The following is an 18010-nucleotide window of genomic DNA, read 5'->3' on the forward strand; positions in this document are numbered from 1 at the left end:
GCCCCGGGACTGGCTGGTGTTCACGCTGCGCGCCAGGGCCATTGCCGCTGCGCATAACCGAGCTTATGGTGCCTGCAACGTCCGCCGCCAGTCGGTCGAGAGGAAGCGCACTCCGTTCCATGGCCTGCACGATCGAGCCTCCCGAGCCCATGCTTTCGCGGCAAAGCCGCATCGCCATCCCCTCCGCCCATCGTACCTCAGGCTCCGCCCATGCCGACGCGCGCTGAGCTGATCACCGCGCTCTCGCGGGAGGGTACGTTCCAGATCATCGAGTCCACCGATGCCCACGGGCTGCCGACGCGCGTTTATTCGCACGCGCCGCGCTCGCTGCGGGCTGTGCTGGAGGCGACCCGCGCCTGGGGCGACCGGCCCTTCCTCACCTACGAGGATGAGACGCTGAGCTTCCGCGACCATTGGCGCCGCGTCGCGGCGCTGGCCCATCACCTGCGCGCCAGCGGCATCGCCAAGGGCGACCGCGTCGCCATCGGCATGCGCAACTACCCGGAATGGGTGGTGAGCTTCTGGGCCTGCCAGGCCATCGGCGCGGTCACCGTCGCTCTCAATGCCTGGTGGACGGGGCCGGAGCTCGTCTTTGCGCTTCAGGACAGTGGGGCGAGCGCGTTGCTGCTCGACGGCGAACGGCTGGAGCGCCTGGGGCCGGAACTCGCCCGCCTGGCGCCGAAGACCCTGGTGGTGGCTCGCGCCGGCGACCGTCCGGGGCAGGGGCTGAGCTTTACGGCCGTCACCGCGGGCGAGGCCGATGAGCTACCGGAGGCCGAGATCGGCCCGGAGGATTTCGCGACGATCCTCTACACGTCCGGCACGACCGGCCGGCCGAAGGGGGCCGTCGCCACCCACGCCAACCACGTCACCAATCTCTGGAATTCGCTGCTCGGCGTGGAGGCCGGCCGCCGGCTGGCGGGGCTCGCGCCGGGCGCGGAGGTGCCGCAGCCGCGCGCGCTGCAGACATTTCCCTTCTTCCACATCGGCGGCATGACCGGCCTCTACGTGAACACAGCGCTGGGGGCCCAGCTCGTGGTCATGTATCGCTGGAGCGCGATCGAGGCCGTCAAGCTGATCGAGCGGCACAAGCTCACCAGCGCCGGCGGCGTGCCGATGGTGGTGCGCCAGCTCCTCGAAGCGGCGGCGGAATTCGGAGGCGATCTCTCGACCCTCCAGGGGCTGACTTCGGGCGGGGCCTCGGTGCCGCCCGACCTGATCCGCCGCATCGGCAGCGATTTCGACGCCAAGGTGGCGCCCGGCAACGGCTACGGCCTGACCGAGACGACGAGCGCCGTCATCTCCAACAGCGGCGCCGAATACCTCGCCCATCCCGATAGCATCGGGCGGCCGATGCCGACGGCCGACATCCGCGTCGTCGACGATGGCGGCCGGGACGTGCCGGACGGCGCCGTGGGCGAATTGTGGGCACACGGGCCCAACATCATCCCCGGCTATTGGGACAATCCCGACGCCACCGAGGCCGCATTCGGCGGCGGTTGGTTCCGCACCGGCGACCTCGGCTACCGCGATCCGAGCGGGCTCTATTACGTCGTCGACCGCAAGAAGGACGTGGTGATCCGCGGCGGCGAGAACGTCTATTGCGCCGAGGTGGAGAGCGCCATGATCGAGCACCCGCTGGTGCTCGACGTCGCCGTCCTGGGCGTGCCGCACCGGGAGTGGGGCGAGGAGGTCGCGGCCGTCGTGCAGGTGGCCGCGGACGGCGACGGCGATCCGACGCCGGAGATCGTGGCGCATGTCGCCGGAAAGCTCGCCCGCTTCAAGGTGCCGACCACCGTGCGGCTGACCACCGAGGAGCTTCCGCGCACGGCGACCGGGAAGATTCTCAAGCGCGAGCTTCGGCGCCTGTTCGAGGCGTGAGCCCCAGTTGGAGGCCACGCGTGCCCATGGCGCGTCACTTGGCGCGCGCGCCCGCGGCGGGCCAGCGGCCGGCCCGGTCCGTGCATTCGTGCTCAATTCGCAGCGCTTCCGTTCGGCGATCTGCGCATTCGGCGAGCACATGAGTTTCGTTTATAGTCGTTCTCATAACTTCTAATTTTTCATTTCCAGTTCTCTTTCATAGCCTTCCTCCCAGTTCAGCCAATCTGCGCAAGCAGTCGCGTTCAGCTGAAAGTAATCGTCAAGCTGGGAGAGCTGCTGTCATGAGCAAAGACACCGCCGGTCCGTCTGCGCCCGCTCGATCCGACGTTGCGGCGACGGGCGAAGGGCTCAACCGCAGGACCTTCCTCAAGGCAGGGGCCGCGACAGCCGGCGCCGCCGCAGGCGCCGGCGCGATCACCGGGTTCCCTACTATCTGGGCGCAGGAGATCAAGGACATCGAGCTGCGTCACGTGGGCGTCTCCTACTCCGTCGTGAAAGCGATCGGCGACCAGGCCTCCAAGGACCTGGGCTTCAAGGTGACGATGCAGAATCTCGACACCTCGGCCGCCATCAACCGCTTCGTCACCCAGCCCAATTCCGTCGACATCGCCGACGTCGAGGGCTGGCAGTCCAAGGTCGCGACCCGGCGCGGTGTGATTCAGGGCATCGAGGTGAAGAAGATCAAGGAATTCGATAATATTCTGCCGATTTTCACCAAGGGCGAGATCAACGGTCACAAGATTCCGCGCCAGGGCATCTCGCCCTACGAAGCCATGTATATCGCCAAGTCGGACGCCACCGAGCTCAATGACGGTGTCAGCGACTGGATGACCTTCCTGCCTCAGGTCTACAACGCCGATTCCATCGGCTACCGTCCCGATCTCGTCGGCCACGAGGTGACCGAATGGAAGGAGCTCATCGACCCCAAGTTCAAGGGCAAGGCGGCCATCCTCGACGTGCCCGCGATCGGCATCATGGATGCGGCGCTGTGCTTCGAGAGTGCCGGGCTGATCAAGTACGGCAACAAGGGCAACATGACCAAGGCCGAGATCGACTTCACCATCGACAAGCTGATCGAGCTGAAGAAGTCCGGCCACTTCCGCGCCACCTGGACCACCTTCGACCAGTCGGTGCAACTCATGGCCGCTGGTGAGGTCATCATCCAATCGATGTGGTCGCCCGCCGTCGCCGCCGTCCGCGTCAAGGGCATTCCCTGCGTCTATGCGCCGGTGAACATCAAGGACGGCAAGGAGGGCTATCGCGGCTGGTGCAACGGCATGGCGCTGATGAAGCATCTCTCCGGCAAGAAGCTGGAGGCGGCCTACGAATACCTCAACTGGTACCTGTCGGGCTGGCAGGGCGGCTTCGTCGCCCGCTACGGCTACTACAGCCCGGTGCCGTCGACGGCCAAGACATTTCTGACGCCGGCGGAATGGGACTTCTGGTACGAGGGCAAGCCGGCGCCCGCCGTCATCAACGACCCCTATGGCGTGCCCATGGAGCAGCCCGGCGCCAAGCGTGACGGCGGCTCGTTCCTCGAGCGCGTGACCAACATCTCGTGCTGGAACACCCTGATGGACGAAAGCGCCTACATGAACAAGCGCTGGAACGACTTCAAGGTTGCTTGATAGTTGCCTGTTCAGAGTGATTTTCACTCATTGAGCGCGGTGGATGCCGGCTCAAGCCCGGCCATGACGAGGCTTGGGCGGAGAGCGCTCATCCTCGGCGTCCTGCGCGGGCTTGGCCCGGGTGTCCATCGGCTCAGGAACAATGGAACCGCGATGACCTCGTCGTCTCCCTCCCGCGGCAAGTGGTCCGGCTGGCTGCTGGTCTCGCCGCTGGTGCTGGTGCTGGTGCCGTTCTTCGTGCTGCCGATCGTCATCGTGCTGGTGGCGAGCTTCCTGGAGAGCGACGGCTTCGGCGGCCTGATACGCACCTTCACGCTGGCCAACTACGGTGGGCTGCTGTCGTCGAAGCTCACCCTCGCGCTCTACCTGGAGACCGTGAAGTTCGCGGCGCTGACCTGGTTCTTCTCGCTGATCATCGGCTTCTTCGTGGCCTATTTCCTGGCCTTCCACGTCAGGAACCAGCTGCTCGCCATCGGGCTCTTCCTGCTCTGCACGGTGCCGTTCTGGACCTCCAACATCATCCGCATGATCTCGTGGATCCCGCTGCTCGGGAAGGAGGGGCTGATCAACACGGCGCTGATCAAGACGGGCCTGATCGGCCAGCCGCTGGAGTTCCTGCTCTTCTCCGGCTTCGCCGTCGTAGTGGCCTATGTGCACCAGCTCACCATCTTCATGATCGTGCCGATCTTCAATTCCATGGCGCGCATCGACAGGCGGCTCCTGGAGGCGGCCGTCGATGCCGGCACCAGCCGCTTCGACGTGCTGCGTCTCGTCGTCGTGCCGCTGACCAAAAGCGGCATCGCGCTCGGCTCGATCTTCGTCATTTCCATCGTCATGGGTGACTTTTTCGTGGTGAAGGTGATGTCGGGCGGCGGCACGGCGTCGGTGGTCGGTGCCTTCTACGAGGACATCGGCGTGCTGCAATATCCGGCGGCGGCCGCGAGCGCGGTGCTGCTCACCCTGGTGCTGAGCGCGCTGGTGCTGCTGATCCTGCGCTCGGTCGACATCCGCCGGGAGATCGCCCAATGACCGTGCTCGCGACGCCCGTGGCGCTGGCGCGCGCCCGTGCGGCTGCCCGCCGCGAGGGTCGGCCCTGGACATTCTATGCGCTGGCGGGGCTGTTCATCTTCTACGTCGTCGCGCTCTATGGGCCGATGATCTGCATCTACGTCCTGTCGTTCCAGGATGTGCGCGGCGGCCTCGTCTTTCCGATGAAGGGAATGTCCCTGCACTGGTTCGTCGACCTGTTCACCCAGGTCCGCACCGGAGACGTGAAGGGCTCCTTCGATCGCTCGATCAAGCTCGCGGTCCTGGTGACGGCGATCACCGTCGTGGTGTCGTTCATGGCGGGACTGGCGTTCCGGCGCCGCTTCCCCGGCGATACGGCCGTCTTCTACCTGATGATCGGCAGCCTGGTGGCGCCCGGCCTGGTGCTCGGCATCGGCACCGGGCTCCTGTTCAACGCCCTCGGCATCGAGACGAGCTGGTACACCTCCGCGCTCGGCGCGCAGCTCTCCTGGATCCTGCCGTTCGGCGTGCTGGTGATGTTCGCCGTCATGTCGCGCTTCAACCGGGTCTGGGAGGAGGCCGCCTGGGACCTCGGCGCCTCCCGCTGGCAGACCATCTGGCTCGTCATCGTGCCGATCATCGCGCCGGGCCTGATCGCCGTCGGCTTGTTCGGCTTCACCCTCTCCTACGACGAGTTCGCGCGCACCTTGCAGACGGCGGGTTCGCTCAACACCCTGCCGCTGGAGATCTGGAGCATGACACTCAACGTGACCTCGCCGTCGCTCTACGCCCTCGGCACGGTCACCACGATCATCTCCTTCGCCATCATCGGCGCGAGTCTTGCGACGATCGCGCTCATTCAGCGGCGGCGCGCCGAAGGTGGCCGCCCGGGAGGACATGCGTGATGAGCCTCGGCCCAGGCCACATCGAGCTCGCCGGCGTCTCGAAGAGCTATGACGGCCAGACGACGGCGGTCGACGCCATCAACCTGAAGATCACGGACGGCGCCTATTGCTGCCTGCTCGGGCCCTCCGGCTGCGGCAAGACCACCATCCTGCGCATGATCGCCGGCCACGAGGAGCCGACCACCGGCGAGATCCTGATCGGCGGCGAGGACGTCGTCGGCCTGCCGCCGGTGGCGAGGCGCACGGCGATGATGTTCCAGTCCTATGCGCTGTTTCCGCACCTCTCCGTGCGCGACAATATTGCCTTTCCCCTGCGCGTGCGCGGCCGCTCGAAAATGGACCGCCATGCCGCTGCCGATGCGATGATCGAGAAGGTGCGGCTCGGAGAGCTCGCCGACCGTCTGCCGGCGCAGCTCTCCGGCGGCCAGCAGCAGCGGGTGGCGCTGGCCCGCGCCGCCATCACCGAGCCACGCGTTCTGCTGCTCGACGAACCGCTCTCGGCGCTCGACGAGCAGTTACGCGTCCAGATGCGCCAGGAGCTCCGCCGCATGCAGCGCGAGCTCGGCATCACCTTCGTGCATGTGACGCACACGCAGCTGGAGGCCATCGCGCTCGCCGACCTGGTGGTGGTGATGGACAAGGGCGTCATCCGCCAGGCCGGCGCGGCGCGGGACATCTACGCCGCCCCCAGGGACCGCTACGTCGCCGAATTCCTCGGAGGCCAGAATGTCTTCTCCGGCAAGGTGCAGCGGGTCAACGGCGTCAGCGTGACGCTCGCGGCGCCCGAGTTGCGCGCCATCGCCGTGCCGCTGGGCTCGGCCCGTCCCGACGCGGGCGACACCATCGACGTGGCGGTGCGCCGCGACGACATCGTGCTGCTGCGCCCGGGCGTGCCCCTCGCCGACGGCCTGTCGTCGCTCTCCGCGCGCGTGCTCGGCGTCGAGTACCAGGGTAATTTCGTCAAGGTGATGCTCGACGCGCTGGGGCCGTCCGAGTTCGTCGCCTACGTGCCCGAGCGCGACTTCTTCCGCGATCCGCACCAGATCGGCGACGTCGTCGTCGCCGCCTGGCAGGCCGACCGGGCCCGCCTGCTCGCTTAGCGCGTGATTCCGAAAAGCGGGTGTCGGTTTTTGGACAAGTTCACGCTCAAGCAAAGACTTAGAACGCGATGCCGATCCGAAGAAAAATCATCTCGTTCTAAGCAACACGAGGGACATCCATGGCCTTAAGCTTCACGCTCAACGGCAAGCCCCGCCAGGTCGAGGCGGCGCCGTCGACCCTGGTCAGCGAGCTGCTGCGCGATCACCTGGGGCTCACCGGCACCCATGTGGGCTGCGACACCAGCCAGTGCGGCGCCTGTGTGGTGTTGCTGGACGGCCGGGCGGTGAAGAGCTGTACTCTCCTGGCGCCGGCCCTCGACGGCGCCTCGGTGACGACCATCGAGGGGCTCGCCAAGGGCGAGGTGCTGCACCCCATGCAGCAGGCCTTCCACCTCAACCACGGCCTGCAGTGCGGCTTCTGCACGGCGGGCATGGTGATGACCGCGGTCGCGCTCGTCGCCGACAATCCGTCGCCGACCGAGGCGGAGGTCCGTGCCGGCCTGGAGGGCAACATCTGCCGCTGCACGGGCTACCAGAACATCGTCGCCTCGATCTTGGCCGGCGCCGCTGCCATGCGCAGCGCGTCGGACGTGGCGGCCTAATCCGGGAGGAACTCGAGCCATGGGCAAGGCGATCGGCATCGGCGCAGCCCCCCTGCGCAAGGAGGATTTCCGCTTTCTCACGGGACGCGGCAATTATGTGTCCGACCTCAAGCGGCCGGACATGAGCTACGGCGTGTTCGTCCGCTCACCCCACGCCCACGCGCTTCTCACCGGCATCGACGCCAGCGCCGCGCTGGCAGCGCCCGGCGTGCTCGCGGTGCTCACCGGCGCCGATGTGGCGGCCGACGATCTCGGCGGCCTGCCGTGCGGCTGGGGCATCACGGACAAGTCGGGCGAGCCGATGAAGGAGCCGGCGTTCCCGCTGCTGGCCCAGGGCAAGGTGCGCTTCGTCGGCGACATGGTGGCGTTCGTCGTGGCCGAGACGCTGGAGCAGGCACACGATGCCGCCGAGCTGGTTGCCGTCGGCTACGACGCGCTCCCGGCCGTGGTCGGCGTGCTCGACGCGGTGCGGGACGGCGCCCCGCTGCTGTTCGACGACGTGCCCGGCAACCTCTGTGCCGACTGGGAGCTGGGCGACCGGGCCGCAACGGACCTCGCCTTCACCCGGGCGGCCCACGTCGCCCGCCTCAGCCTCGTCAACAACCGGCTGATCGGCAACCCGATGGAGCCGCGCGCCGCCGTCGCCGAGTACAATGCCGGCACCGGCCATTACACGCTCTACTCCACCAGCCAGTTTCCGCACGTGGTGCGCTTCCTCATGAGCGCGCTGGTGCTCAAGGTGCCCGAGCAGAAGGTGCGGGTGGTGGCGCCCGACGTGGGCGGCGGCTTCGGCGTCAAGCAGTTCCACTACGGCGAGGAGGCCGTGGTCACCTGGGCCGCCCGCAAGGTGGGCCAGCCGATCAAGTGGGTCGCCGACCGTTCGGAAGGCTTCGTCTCCGACCGGCACGGCCGCGACCATGTCACGGAGGCCGAGCTCGCCCTGGACGAGACCGGCAGGTTCCTGGGCTTCCGGGTGGCGACGCTGGCCAACATGGGCGGCTACCTCTCGACCTTCGGCCCCAATATTCCGACCAATCTCTACGCGCCGTTGCTGAGCGGCGTCTACGTGATGCCGCAGATCTACTGCAACGTGAAGGTCGTGTTCACCAACACCGTGCCGGTCGACGCCTACCGCGGCGCCGGGCGGCCGGAGGCGACCTTCCTGGTCGAGCGGATGGTCGACGTGGCCGCGGCCGAGATGGGTATCGACCGGGTCGAGATCCGCCGCCGCAACATGATCCCCAGGGAGGCTTTCCCCTACCAGACGCCGGTGCTGCTCCAGTACGACTCGGGCGACCCCGGCGGCTGCCTGGACCGGGCGCTGGTCGCCGCGGATGTGGCCGGCTTCGGTGCCCGCAAGGCGGCATCGGCCCGCAGCGGCAAGTTCAGGGGCCTCGGCTTCTCCACCTATATCGAGGCGTGCGGGCTGGCGCCATCGCGCTTCGCCGGGCGCCTGGGCGCGCGCGGCGGCCTCTACGAGAGCGCCACCGTCCGCGTCCACCCGACGGGGCAGGTGACGGTGCTGATCGGCACCCACAACCACGGCCAGGGCCACGAGACCACCTTCGCCCAGATCGTCTCGGAGAAGCTCGGCGTCGCCTTCGAGGACGTCGACATCGTCTTCGGCGACACCGACAAGGTGCAGTTCGGCATGGGCACCTACGGCTCGCGTTCGCTGGTCGTCGGCGGCGCGGCGCTCTCCAAGGCGAGCGACAAGGTGGTGGCCAAGGGCAGGAAGATCGCCGCCCACCTGCTGGAGGCGGGCGAGGCGGACATCGCCTTCGAGGCCGGCGTCTTCAAGGTGGCGGGCACCGACCGCGGCAGGACCTTCGCCGAGATCGCCGGCGCCGCCTATGTGCCGCATAACTACCCGTTGGAGATCCTCGAGCCGGGGCTGGAGGAGCAGGCCTACTACGATCCCGTCAACTTCACCTATCCGGGCGGAGCCCACATCTGCGAGGTCGAGGTCGACCCGGAGACCGGAACCGTCACGATCGTCGGCTACACCGGCGTCGACGACGTCGGCACGGTGATCAACCCGATGATCGTCGAGGGGCAGCTGCACGGCGGCATCGTGCAGGGCATCGGCCAGGCGCTCTGCGAGAGCGCCGTCTACGACGAGAGCTCCGGCCAGCTGCTCAGCGGCTCGTTCATGGACTATTGCATGCCACGGGCGGACACGAGCCCGCACATGAGCGTCGCCACCCATTCGACCCTGTGCACCCATACGCCGATGGGCGTAAAGGGCTGCGGCGAGGTGGGCACCATCGGCTCGCCCGCCGCGGTCATCAATGCCGTGGTCGACGCCCTGTCCCACCTCGGGGTCACCCACGTCGACATGCCGGCGACGTCCAACCGGATCTGGCGCGTGATCCAGAACGCCGCCTTGCCGCGGGCGGCCGAGTAGGGGGAGCCATGAAAGCGTTCGATTATCACCGGCCCGCCGCGGTCGGGGAAGCCGCGGCCCTCCTGGCCACGCTCGCCGACAGCCGGCCGCTCGCCGGCGGCATGACCCTGCTGCCGACACTGAAGCTCCGGCTTGCCGAAGCGCCTGCACTGATCGACCTGTCGCGGCTCTCCGAGGCCCGCGGCATCAAGCAGGACGGCGATGCGCTGGCCGTCGGCGCCATGACCTGCCACGCGGACGTGGCAGCCTCGCCGCTGGCCAAGGCGCTGATTCCGGGGCTGGCGCAGCTGGCCGGGTCGATCGGCGACCCGGCGGTGCGCAACCGCGGCACCATCGGCGGCTCGCTCGCCAACAACGACCCGTCGGCCGACTACCCCGCCGCGGTGCTGGCGCTCGGCGCCGTCATCGTCACCAGCCGGCGCGAGATCCCGGCGGACGACTACTTCGTCGGCCTGTTCGAGACGGCGCTCGAGCCGGATGAGATCATCCTGGCGGTGCGCCTCCCCGTACCGAGAGCGGCGGGTTACGCCAAGCTGCGCAACCCGGCGTCGCGCTTTCCCACCGTCGGGGTGTTCGTGGCGGACACGAGCGCCGGCGTGCGCGTCGCGGCCAACGGCTTCGCGCTCGGCGTGGCGCGCCTGCCCGAGTTCGAGAGCGCGCTGGCGAACCACTTCGCACCCGATGCGGTGGCCGGCATCCACGTGGATGCGGAAGCCTTCAGCTCCGACATCCACGCGGAGGCCGCCTACAAGGCGCACTTGGTGGGTGTGATGGCGCGCCGCGCCGTGTCCACGGCCCTTGAGCTGCGCGGACCGCCTTAGAGCGTTTTCGAGCGAAGTGGACGCCGGTTCGCGTGAAGAAAAAGCGGCAAATCAAACAGATAGAGCATTTCGGCGATTCGAAGAAACGCGGAAATGCTCTAGAGCGCTGCGCGACCGGGCGGACCCGGCCGGTCTTCCCACGGCGCGCAGCGGCGCTCCGCGGGAAGACGCTCCACTCGACGGAACGGGTGAACGATGAGGCGGCGCGCCTGCGCGCCGCCCACGGGCTAGCCTTTTTCATGATCATACGAGGCGCACGATGTCCCTGACGAGCCAAGCCGACGACAGCCGGCCGTCGCCCAACGACCTTGCCCGTCTGTCCGCGGCGGAGCTGATGGCCGGCTACCGGAGCGGGGTGTTCACGCCGCGCGACGTCATCGACGAGGTGATCGCGGCGCTCGAGCGCACCGACCGCGCCTGCAAGGTGATGGTCGAGCCATTGTTCGAGGCGGCGCGGCGCGAGGCGGACGCGGTGACGGCCACCTGGCGTGCCGGCGAGCCCACAGGCCCGCTCGCCGGCGTTCCCGTCACCATCAAGGATCTGGTGTTCGTCGCCGGCGCGCCGGCCCGCGGCGGCGCGCCGGCCAACGAGGGCTTCGTGCCGCAGCAGGACGCCGCCGTGGTGGCGCGCCTGAAGGTCGCGGGCGCCATCGTCACCTGCAAGACCACGACCTGCGAGGCCGGCTACAAGCTCACCGCCGACAGCCCAATCTCCGGCATCACCCGCAACCCCTGGAATTTGTCGCGGACCAGCGGCGGCTCCAGCGGTGGGGCGGCGGCGGCCGTGGCCGCGGGTTGCGGACCCGTCGCCGTCGGCACCGACGGCGTCGGCTCGATCCGTGTCCCATCATCGTTCTGCGGCGTGTTTGGCATCAAGCCCACCTTCGGGCTGGTGCCGCGCTCCCCCGGCTTCTCGCCGCCGTCCTGGGGCTCGCTCGCGCATACTGGGCCGATCGCCCGCACCGTCGGCGACGCCGCCCTGATGCTGGGTGTGATAGCCGGCTATGACGGTCGCGACGGCGCGAGCCTCCCGGTCCAGGCACAAACCTACACAGCGACGGCCGGCCGGCTCGACGGCGTGCGTGTCGCCGCCAGCGTGGACCTGGGCCACGCGGCGGTCGAGCCGGACGTCCGGTCTGCGTTCGCGGCAGCGGTCGATCTTCTGGCCGACCTGGGCGCCGCGGTGGCGCCGGATCATCCGGGCATCGATCCGGAGGCGCTCGAGCGAACCTTGAAGCCGATCGCGCTCACCGAGCAGGCGGCTGCCGTCAACCACCGTGCCGCTGGGGATCTCGGCCGCTCCGACGCGGACTACGTCGCCGCCGTGGCACGTGGCCGGAGCTATTCCGGCATCGACTATGTGGAGGCGGGCTACCGCCGGGGCGAACTGCGAAGCGCCTTCCTCGAGCAGTTCAGGCGCGCCGACGTGCTCGTCACACCGACGGTCGCCGTCACGGCTTTCGCCGCCGGCACGCTCGGCGCGCCCGTGGTCGATGGCCGGCCCGTCGATCCGCATCTGGGCTGGTCGCCCTTCTCCTGGCCGATCAACCTGGCGGGCCTGCCCGCTGCCACGGTGCCGATCGGCTTCGACCGCGACGGTCTGCCGATCGGCCTGCAGATCGTGGCGCCGTGGCTAGGCGAAGCCCTCCTCCTCCGCATCGCCGCCGCGCTCGAGCGGGGCCGGCCGTGGCAGGCGCGCTGGCCGGTGCTCTGAGCCTCTCGCACGAGTCTTGCATGGCAGCGGGGCGATGAACCTCGTCAGCCTCGACATCCGCATGCTGCGGTCGCTGATCTCGGTCGTCGAGACCGGGAGCATCACCGAGACCGCGCGGCGCTTGGGCCGGACCCAGCCGGCGATCACCCTGCAATTGCAGCGCCTGGAGGAGCTGGCGGGCCGCGCCCTGTTCGATCCGGAAAATCGTCGCATCGTGCTGACGCCGGACGGCGAGACCGTGCTCGCCTATGCCCGCTCGATTCTGCGCCTGCACGACGAATTGCTGTCGCAACTCGCGGCACCGACCATCGAGGGCCACGTCGTCCTCGGCACGCCGGACCTCTACGCGGCGTTCATGCTGCCGTCGATCCTGGCGATCTTCCGGCGCGCCTTTCCACGCATCCAGGTCGAGCTCAACTGCGCGCTGTCGACGCCGCTGGTCGGCCTGGTGAGGCGTGGCGAAGTCGACGTGGCGCTGGTGACGCGCATGAACGATTTCACCGGCGGCCAGGTGGTGCGCCAGGAGCAGCTGATCTGGATGGCCGGCGAGCGGTCGACCGCGCATCTGGAGGACCAGGTGCCCCTGGCGCTGCTGCCGCCGGGCAACATCTACCGCGACCACGCCATCGAGCGGCTCGAGGCGGTGCACCGCCGCTGGCGCGTCGCGTGCGTCAGCGCCAGTGTCGCCGGCCTACAGGCCGCCGCCTTCGCCGGCATGGCCGTGACCGTGCTCGGGCGCAGCGCATTGGTGCCGTCCATGCGCGAGATCGGCGCGCCGGAAGGCTTTCCGCCGCTGCCCAAGGTCGACCTGCTGCTCTACAAGTCGAACACAGCGACGTCGAAGGCGGCGCGGGCGCTGCACGACTATTTGGCCCACTATCTGAGTCTCGGCGAAGGGATCGGCACCGCCGGCGAGTACCCCGCCGTTGCGTCTCAGTAGGGCCGGCGCGGGACAAGTGCCGCATAGTGAATTTGGCGTTTCGCGTGGATGGACGGCCGGGCTGATGCGGCCATCCATCGATTTGAGAAACACAAGCCAACGCCATGGCGCGAACCGGCAAACATTGCCGCGCGCCGCGACTAGGCAAATTCAACTTCATGCCGGATGACGAAGGGCGAGAGCAATGTATCGACCTCTTCTGCGATCGCCTTGCGCTCGTCTTCGGCGACGCCGGCGAGCGTGACGGTGGCGACGCTGCCGTGGCTCCCATGCGGGCGGACGTCGACCTTGCAGTCGATCCCTTTCTCCCGCAGCGGAGCGAGAACGCCGTTGAACACGCGTGTCGCGGCATCCCACCGGAGCTTGGGCTTGAACACCTTGCCGACGCCGGTGAGCGGCATCGGGTCAATCGGAATGATCTGCACGGGCACGGCGGCCCGCTCGGGCGTCCGCTCCCGCACCCAGGCCTCCAGTTCACCGGGAACAACCTGTGCCCCGGGCTTCAGCTGAACGTAGCCTACCGGCAATTCGCCGGCATAGGCGTCGGGTTGGCCGACCACGGCGGCGAAGCCGACGGCGGGGTGCTGGAACATGATGTCTTCGACGGGGCCGGGGTCGATATTGTGGCCGCCCCGGATCACCAGGTCCTTGGCCCGACCCGTGATCCAGAGAAAGCCGTCGTCGTCGAGGCGGCCGAGGTCGCCGGAGTTGACCCAGTCGCCGTCGACGAATGCACCTTGATTGTGCGCGTCGTTGAGATAGCCGCCGAAGACGCCCGGCCCGGCCATGACGACGACGCCGATCTCGCCCACGGCGCAGTCACGGGCGCCCTTGCCATCGGGATCCGGCTCGACGATGCGCACGCGGCTGTAGGGCAGGGGAAGGCCGACGGAGCCGAGACGGATGGGACGCTCGCCATGGGCCAAGGTGTGGACGCCACAGGTCTCGGTCATCCCGTAGACCTCGACCACCGGCAGATCGAACTTCTCCTGAAGCGCCTTGCCGACCGCGACCGGGATCGCGGATCCGCCGCCGGCCGCATAGCGAAGGCTCGACAGGTCGGCGTTGCCGGGAGGAATGCCGAGCGTTGCGGCGAGAACGGTCGGAACGCTCGCCAGGACTTCGGGTTTGAAGCGTTCGACCAGTCGCCAGATGTTGGCGACGCTGGCGGGGTTGCGCCATCCGGCGGGAGACAGCACGACGAGGCAGTTGCCGCCCGCCAGCGCTGCAAGCGCCTGCGTCAGCGAGCCGCCCACATGGAACAACGGCATGCCGAACAGCAAATTCCGTCCGGCGGACGATTTGAGCATGAGGTTGCAGGCCCAGGCCTGGTAAACTTGGTTGCCATGCGTATGCCTAACAAGCTTTGGCGTACCGGTCGTGCCGCCCGTATGGAAGTAGGCGGCGATCTGGTCACTTGAGATCGTCCTGCCGCTGACGAGACGATCTGTCGGTTGCTGCTTGATCAGCTCGGCGAAGGAATGGATCCCGTTCCCCGGATCGCCCGGGCCGTAGACCTGTACGATGGCCTTGAGATGCTTCAACTGGGGCCGCAGCGCCTCGACCTTTTGCCAGATGTCCGTTCCCGGCATCGGTCCGAGCGCCACGAGGACGCGGGTCTGTGCGGCTTCCAGGATCTCAGCGATCTGATGGGGCTCGAGCAGCGGGTTGACGGGATTGGCGATGCCGGCGGCTTCGGCACCGAACAGCGTGATGAAGGCCTCGGGGACCAGCGGAAGCAGGAAGCTGACGACGTCATCGCTGCCGACGCCCAGCGCGTGGAACATGTTGGCCGCCTGCGTGACGCCATCAATGAAGGCGCGGTGGCTGATGACAGCGGGCGCCTCGGCAGGATCGGCATTGGGCAAAAACTGAATGGCCGGCGCCTCCGGATCGTGCGCCGCACCCAACTGGATCGCTTCGTATGTGCTCTGCGCGGCGATCCGCTCCCCATACGGCGTTTGCTCGAAGGCGCGAACGTCGGCCTCCGTAGCAAAGCCTGGATATGCGTCGCAAATGCAACGATCGAGCAAGTGAATGCCCGCCATGACCTGCCTCCCGATGTTGTTGTTCGTATCTTGAGCCGTCCAGTTGAGCGATCTTTGGGCCGCTGCGCAAGGAGGCGGCAGTTGACACACGCGGCTGTTGCGGAGGCCCGACCGGGGCGTCCGTGTCCATGCGTCGGCAGCAGGTTCGGCGTCGCGCGGCCGGCGCCGCAGACGAAGCCCAGGTGGACGCCGCGAGCCTTCGGGCGGCGGCGGCCGCTGAAGCCGTTACGCGGGGGCGGCCGGGCCGTCGATCAGCTCCAGCAGGCTGGCGACGATGCCGTCCGGCACGGCGACGGCGCCCGGATCGCGCGGGATGTCGCTGGCGATCAGGATCGAGCGCAGGCCGGCCCGCTGGCCGGCGACGATGTCGGTGCCGATCTGGTCGCCGATCATCACCGTGTCGGCCGGGGCGGTGCCGAGATAGGCGAGCGCCTGCTCGATCAGCAGCGGCTCCGGCTTGCCCACCACGATCGACGCAGCGCCCGGCACCGCGGCGCTGACGGCCGCCGCGAGCACGCCGACGCAGGGTTCGTAGCCATCCTCGGTGGGTGCCAGGACGTCGGGATTGGTGACGATGATGGCCGCGCCGCCAAGGGCCGCGCGCACCGCGGTGCGCAGCTTCGCATAGGTGAGTTCCGCGTCGAAGCCGAGCACGACCACCTCGGCGTCGTCCGCGCCGAGGTGGTAGCCCGCCTGCCGCAGGGCATCGAGGAGCGGCTCCTCGCCGATGGCGAACACGCGCGTGCCCGCCGGCCAGCGCCCCCTCATGACGGCGGCGGTGCCGGAAACCGTGTTGAACACCTGCGCCGGCGTTGCCGGGATGCCCATGCGATCGAGCTTGGCCGCGAACTGCTCGGCCGACTTGGTGGCGTTGTTGGTGACGAAGGCATACGGGATCCCGCGCCTGTGCCAGGTGCGGAAGGCCGCCACCGAGTCGGTGATCGGCAGCTCGCCGCGATAGGCGACGCCGTCGAGATCGGAGACGACCGCGCGGATGTCCGCGATCTGGGTGAGGAATTGGGACAATGAACGCCTTCCCTGCCTGGCGGTGCGTCAGGAGGGCAACGGATGCCCCATGACCGGGCCATGATCTAGCGGCTCGCGCGCTCCGCGTTGTTGCCGCCCGTCCACTTTTCCTGTGCTGCGGCCAAACGTGATGGCGCGCTCGCGCATGGAATTCGGCCGCGCTCAGCAAGGCTTCGAAAGAACAGCGAGGCGCCGCCAGCGCGGTCGTGGCGGGAGCGAGAACGTCAGCAACGGAATCGTGGAGCATCAGATCTCAGCCGGCGCGGCGATTGGTTTACCGTTTGCAGGACAAGGCGCGCAAACGCCACATCGCCGGTTCGCGAATATGGGGAACCTCATGAACGACGCTACGCGACGCGGTTTCTTGAAGGGTGCGGCTGCCTTGGGCGCGGGCGCCGGTCTTCTGAGGATCAACCCGGACTTTTTCATTTCGCCTGCGGCCGCCCAGGCCGGCAAGACCCTGGTCTTCCTGTCGGCGGAGAACATCACCGGCAACTGGGACCCGACCGCGCACACCACGCTGTCGCAGGGCAACATCCAGGGCTTCACCATGGGTTACCTCACGCGCACGCCCATGCGCGTCGAGAAGCCGGACGAGGTGATCTACGAACTGGCGACCAGTCTGAAACTGCTCGAGCCGACGAAGCTCGAAATCAAGCTTCGCCCGGGCGTCAAGTTCCACGACGGCAAGGACTTCAAGGCCGAGGACGTCAAGGCCACCTTCGAGTACGGCTCGCGGCCGGACCGCCCGGCACAATGGTATCCGGGCCCGACCGAGACGCTCACCATCACGACGCCGGACGACTACACGGTGATCGTCGATACGGCGAAGGGCGGCTATCCGGCCCATCTCTTCATGTTCCTGGCGGCCTACCTGCCGATCATGTCGGCGACCGACATCGCCGGAGGCCCGAAGGGACCGCTGTCGCAGCGCCTCAACGGCACCGGCCCGTTCAAGTTCGTCGAGCAGCGCGGCAACGACACCGTCATGGCCGCCAACCCGAACTATTTCCTGGGCGCGCCGAAGATCGCCAGCATCAGCTTCAACTTCGTCGGCGACTCCACCACCCGCATGCTGTCGCTGATGAACGGCCAGGCCTCCATCGTCGAGCGTCTGGAGCCGGAGCAGGTCGCGACGCTGGCGGGCAACAGCAAGATCGCGATCAACAAGGTGGTCTCGGTCGAGAACAAGTATCTCTGGTTCCGCTGCTCCAAGCCGCCCTTCGACAATCCGCTGGTGCGCCAGGCCGCGTGCCATGCCATCGACCGCGAGCAGATTTTGGAGGTGCTGGGGGATGCGGGCTATCCCTCGTCCAACTTCGTGTCGCCGGTGAAGTTCGCCTACCTCGATCTGCCGAACTATCCGGCCTACGACCCCAAGAAATGCCAGGAGCTCCTGGCCAAGGCGGGCTTCCCCGGCGGCAAGGGGCTGCCGCCGCTCGAATACCTCACCTCGACGGGCTTCTACCCCAAGACCAAGGAGTATGGCGAGGTCATCACCGCCATGCTGCAAGAACAGGGTTTTCCGGTCACGTTGTCGGTGCTGGAGATCGCCGCCTGGAACGAGCGGCTCTACGACCGCCCCGGCGGCGGCCCCGGCCATATGGTGGACTGCGGCTGGTCGACGGGATCGCCCGAACCGGACCTCGTGCTGCGCACGCACTTCCATTCCTCGTCGAAGCGCATCACGGGCCTCGTCGATCCCGACGTCGACGCCACCCTCGACAAGGAGCGCAGCGCAGCCTCGCTCGATGAGCGCAAGAAGATCCTGCAATCCGAGACGATGCCGCTGCTCGCCGACAAGGTGCCGGCGCTGTCGCTGTTCACCTCGGTGATGATCCACGCCATGGATAAGTCGCTCACGGGCATGTTCATCTACCCGGACGGCTCCATGGACGGCTCGAAGGGCGTCTTTGCCTGATGCGCGGCC

13 protein-coding genes are annotated in these 18010 nt (G+C 68.0%); 11 read left to right on the top strand and 2 right to left on the bottom strand.

The genetic code is table 11. The annotated features are described in order from the left end of the window. Positions 1-210 precede the first annotated feature (210 nt). The 10 genes from IEW34_RS24010 (at position 211) to IEW34_RS24055 (ending at position 13006) form a co-directional block, all read left to right on the top strand. The gene (locus tag IEW34_RS24010) at positions 211-1881 is read left to right on the top strand and encodes a class I adenylate-forming enzyme family protein (protein ID WP_188611759.1); all 1671 of its coding nucleotides are present in this window, start codon (positions 211-213) and stop codon (positions 1879-1881) included. Positions 1882-2162: 281 nt separating this feature from the next. Next, positions 2163-3509: an ABC transporter substrate-binding protein gene (locus IEW34_RS24015; RefSeq protein WP_188611760.1), complete on the top strand. Its 1347-nt coding sequence runs from the start codon at positions 2163-2165 to the stop codon at positions 3507-3509. 153 nt (positions 3510-3662) lie between these two features. Continuing rightward, positions 3663-4538: an ABC transporter permease gene (locus IEW34_RS24020; protein ID WP_188611761.1), complete on the top strand. Its 876-nt coding sequence runs from the start codon at positions 3663-3665 to the stop codon at positions 4536-4538. Beyond that, a complete protein-coding gene (locus IEW34_RS24025) occupies positions 4535-5422 on the top strand; it encodes an ABC transporter permease (protein WP_188611762.1) in 888 nt (295 codons plus the stop codon). Before IEW34_RS24020 ends, IEW34_RS24025 begins: the two co-directional genes overlap by 4 nt. Continuing rightward, positions 5422-6522 carry an ABC transporter ATP-binding protein gene (locus IEW34_RS24030; RefSeq protein ID WP_188611763.1) on the top strand — a complete coding sequence of 367 codons (1101 nt, stop codon included), beginning with the start codon at positions 5422-5424 and terminating at the stop codon, positions 6520-6522. Before IEW34_RS24025 ends, IEW34_RS24030 begins: the two co-directional genes overlap by 1 nt. Positions 6523-6641: 119 nt before the next feature. Further along, positions 6642-7124, top strand: coding sequence for a (2Fe-2S)-binding protein (locus IEW34_RS24035; protein ID WP_188611764.1), 483 nt, complete (start codon positions 6642-6644; stop codon positions 7122-7124). 19 nt (positions 7125-7143) lie between these two features. After that, on the top strand, positions 7144-9531 hold the full coding sequence (locus IEW34_RS24040) for a xanthine dehydrogenase family protein molybdopterin-binding subunit (RefSeq protein ID WP_188611765.1): 2388 nt from the start codon (positions 7144-7146) through the stop codon (positions 9529-9531). Between the two features lie 8 nt (positions 9532-9539). Next, on the top strand, positions 9540-10352 hold the full coding sequence (locus IEW34_RS24045) for an FAD binding domain-containing protein (RefSeq protein WP_188611766.1): 813 nt from the start codon (positions 9540-9542) through the stop codon (positions 10350-10352). A 259-nt stretch (positions 10353-10611) separates the two neighbouring features. Beyond that, on the top strand, positions 10612-12066 hold the full coding sequence (locus IEW34_RS24050; protein WP_244642168.1) for an amidase: 1455 nt from the start codon (positions 10612-10614) through the stop codon (positions 12064-12066). Between the two features lie 34 nt (positions 12067-12100). Next, on the top strand, positions 12101-13006 hold the full coding sequence (locus IEW34_RS24055) for a LysR substrate-binding domain-containing protein (protein WP_188611767.1): 906 nt from the start codon (positions 12101-12103) through the stop codon (positions 13004-13006). Positions 13007-13146: 140 nt separating this feature from the next. On the opposite strand, the gene IEW34_RS24060 is transcribed toward IEW34_RS24055, so the two are convergent. Continuing rightward, the gene (locus IEW34_RS24060; protein ID WP_188611768.1) at positions 13147-15054 is read right to left on the bottom strand and encodes an acyl-CoA synthetase; all 1908 of its coding nucleotides are present in this window, start codon (positions 15052-15054) and stop codon (positions 13147-13149) included. A gap of 225 nt (positions 15055-15279) precedes the next feature. Further along, entirely contained in the window at positions 15280-16080 is an 801-nt protein-coding gene (locus IEW34_RS24065; protein ID WP_188611769.1) for an HAD-IIA family hydrolase, read from the bottom strand. Between the two features lie 337 nt (positions 16081-16417). Between IEW34_RS24065 and IEW34_RS24070 the strand changes: the two genes are divergently transcribed. Continuing rightward, complete coding sequence (locus tag IEW34_RS24070) at positions 16418-18001, top strand: ABC transporter substrate-binding protein (protein ID WP_188611770.1); 1584 nt, start codon at positions 16418-16420, stop codon at positions 17999-18001. The last annotated feature ends 9 nt before the right edge of the window (positions 18002-18010 follow it).

Source organism: Chelatococcus reniformis, assembly GCF_014640075.1.
In the GTDB taxonomy this organism is placed as follows: domain Bacteria; phylum Pseudomonadota; class Alphaproteobacteria; order Rhizobiales; family Beijerinckiaceae; genus Camelimonas; species Camelimonas reniformis.

Coding starts and splice junctions, on each gene's coding strand:
- IEW34_RS24010 (WP_188611759.1), top strand. CDS start 211: ATGCCGACGCGCGCTGAGCTGATCACCGCGCTCTCGCGGGAGGGTACG.
- IEW34_RS24015 (WP_188611760.1), top strand. CDS start 2,163: ATGAGCAAAGACACCGCCGGTCCGTCTGCGCCCGCTCGATCCGACGTT.
- IEW34_RS24020 (WP_188611761.1), top strand. CDS start 3,663: ATGACCTCGTCGTCTCCCTCCCGCGGCAAGTGGTCCGGCTGGCTGCTG.
- IEW34_RS24025 (WP_188611762.1), top strand. CDS start 4,535: ATGACCGTGCTCGCGACGCCCGTGGCGCTGGCGCGCGCCCGTGCGGCT.
- IEW34_RS24030 (WP_188611763.1), top strand. CDS start 5,422: ATGAGCCTCGGCCCAGGCCACATCGAGCTCGCCGGCGTCTCGAAGAGC.
- IEW34_RS24035 (WP_188611764.1), top strand. CDS start 6,642: ATGGCCTTAAGCTTCACGCTCAACGGCAAGCCCCGCCAGGTCGAGGCG.
- IEW34_RS24040 (WP_188611765.1), top strand. CDS start 7,144: ATGGGCAAGGCGATCGGCATCGGCGCAGCCCCCCTGCGCAAGGAGGAT.
- IEW34_RS24045 (WP_188611766.1), top strand. CDS start 9,540: ATGAAAGCGTTCGATTATCACCGGCCCGCCGCGGTCGGGGAAGCCGCG.
- IEW34_RS24050 (WP_244642168.1), top strand. CDS start 10,612: ATGTCCCTGACGAGCCAAGCCGACGACAGCCGGCCGTCGCCCAACGAC.
- IEW34_RS24055 (WP_188611767.1), top strand. CDS start 12,101: ATGAACCTCGTCAGCCTCGACATCCGCATGCTGCGGTCGCTGATCTCG.
- IEW34_RS24060 (WP_188611768.1), bottom strand. CDS start 15,054: ATGGCGGGCATTCACTTGCTCGATCGTTGCATTTGCGACGCATATCCA.
- IEW34_RS24070 (WP_188611770.1), top strand. CDS start 16,418: ATGAACGACGCTACGCGACGCGGTTTCTTGAAGGGTGCGGCTGCCTTG.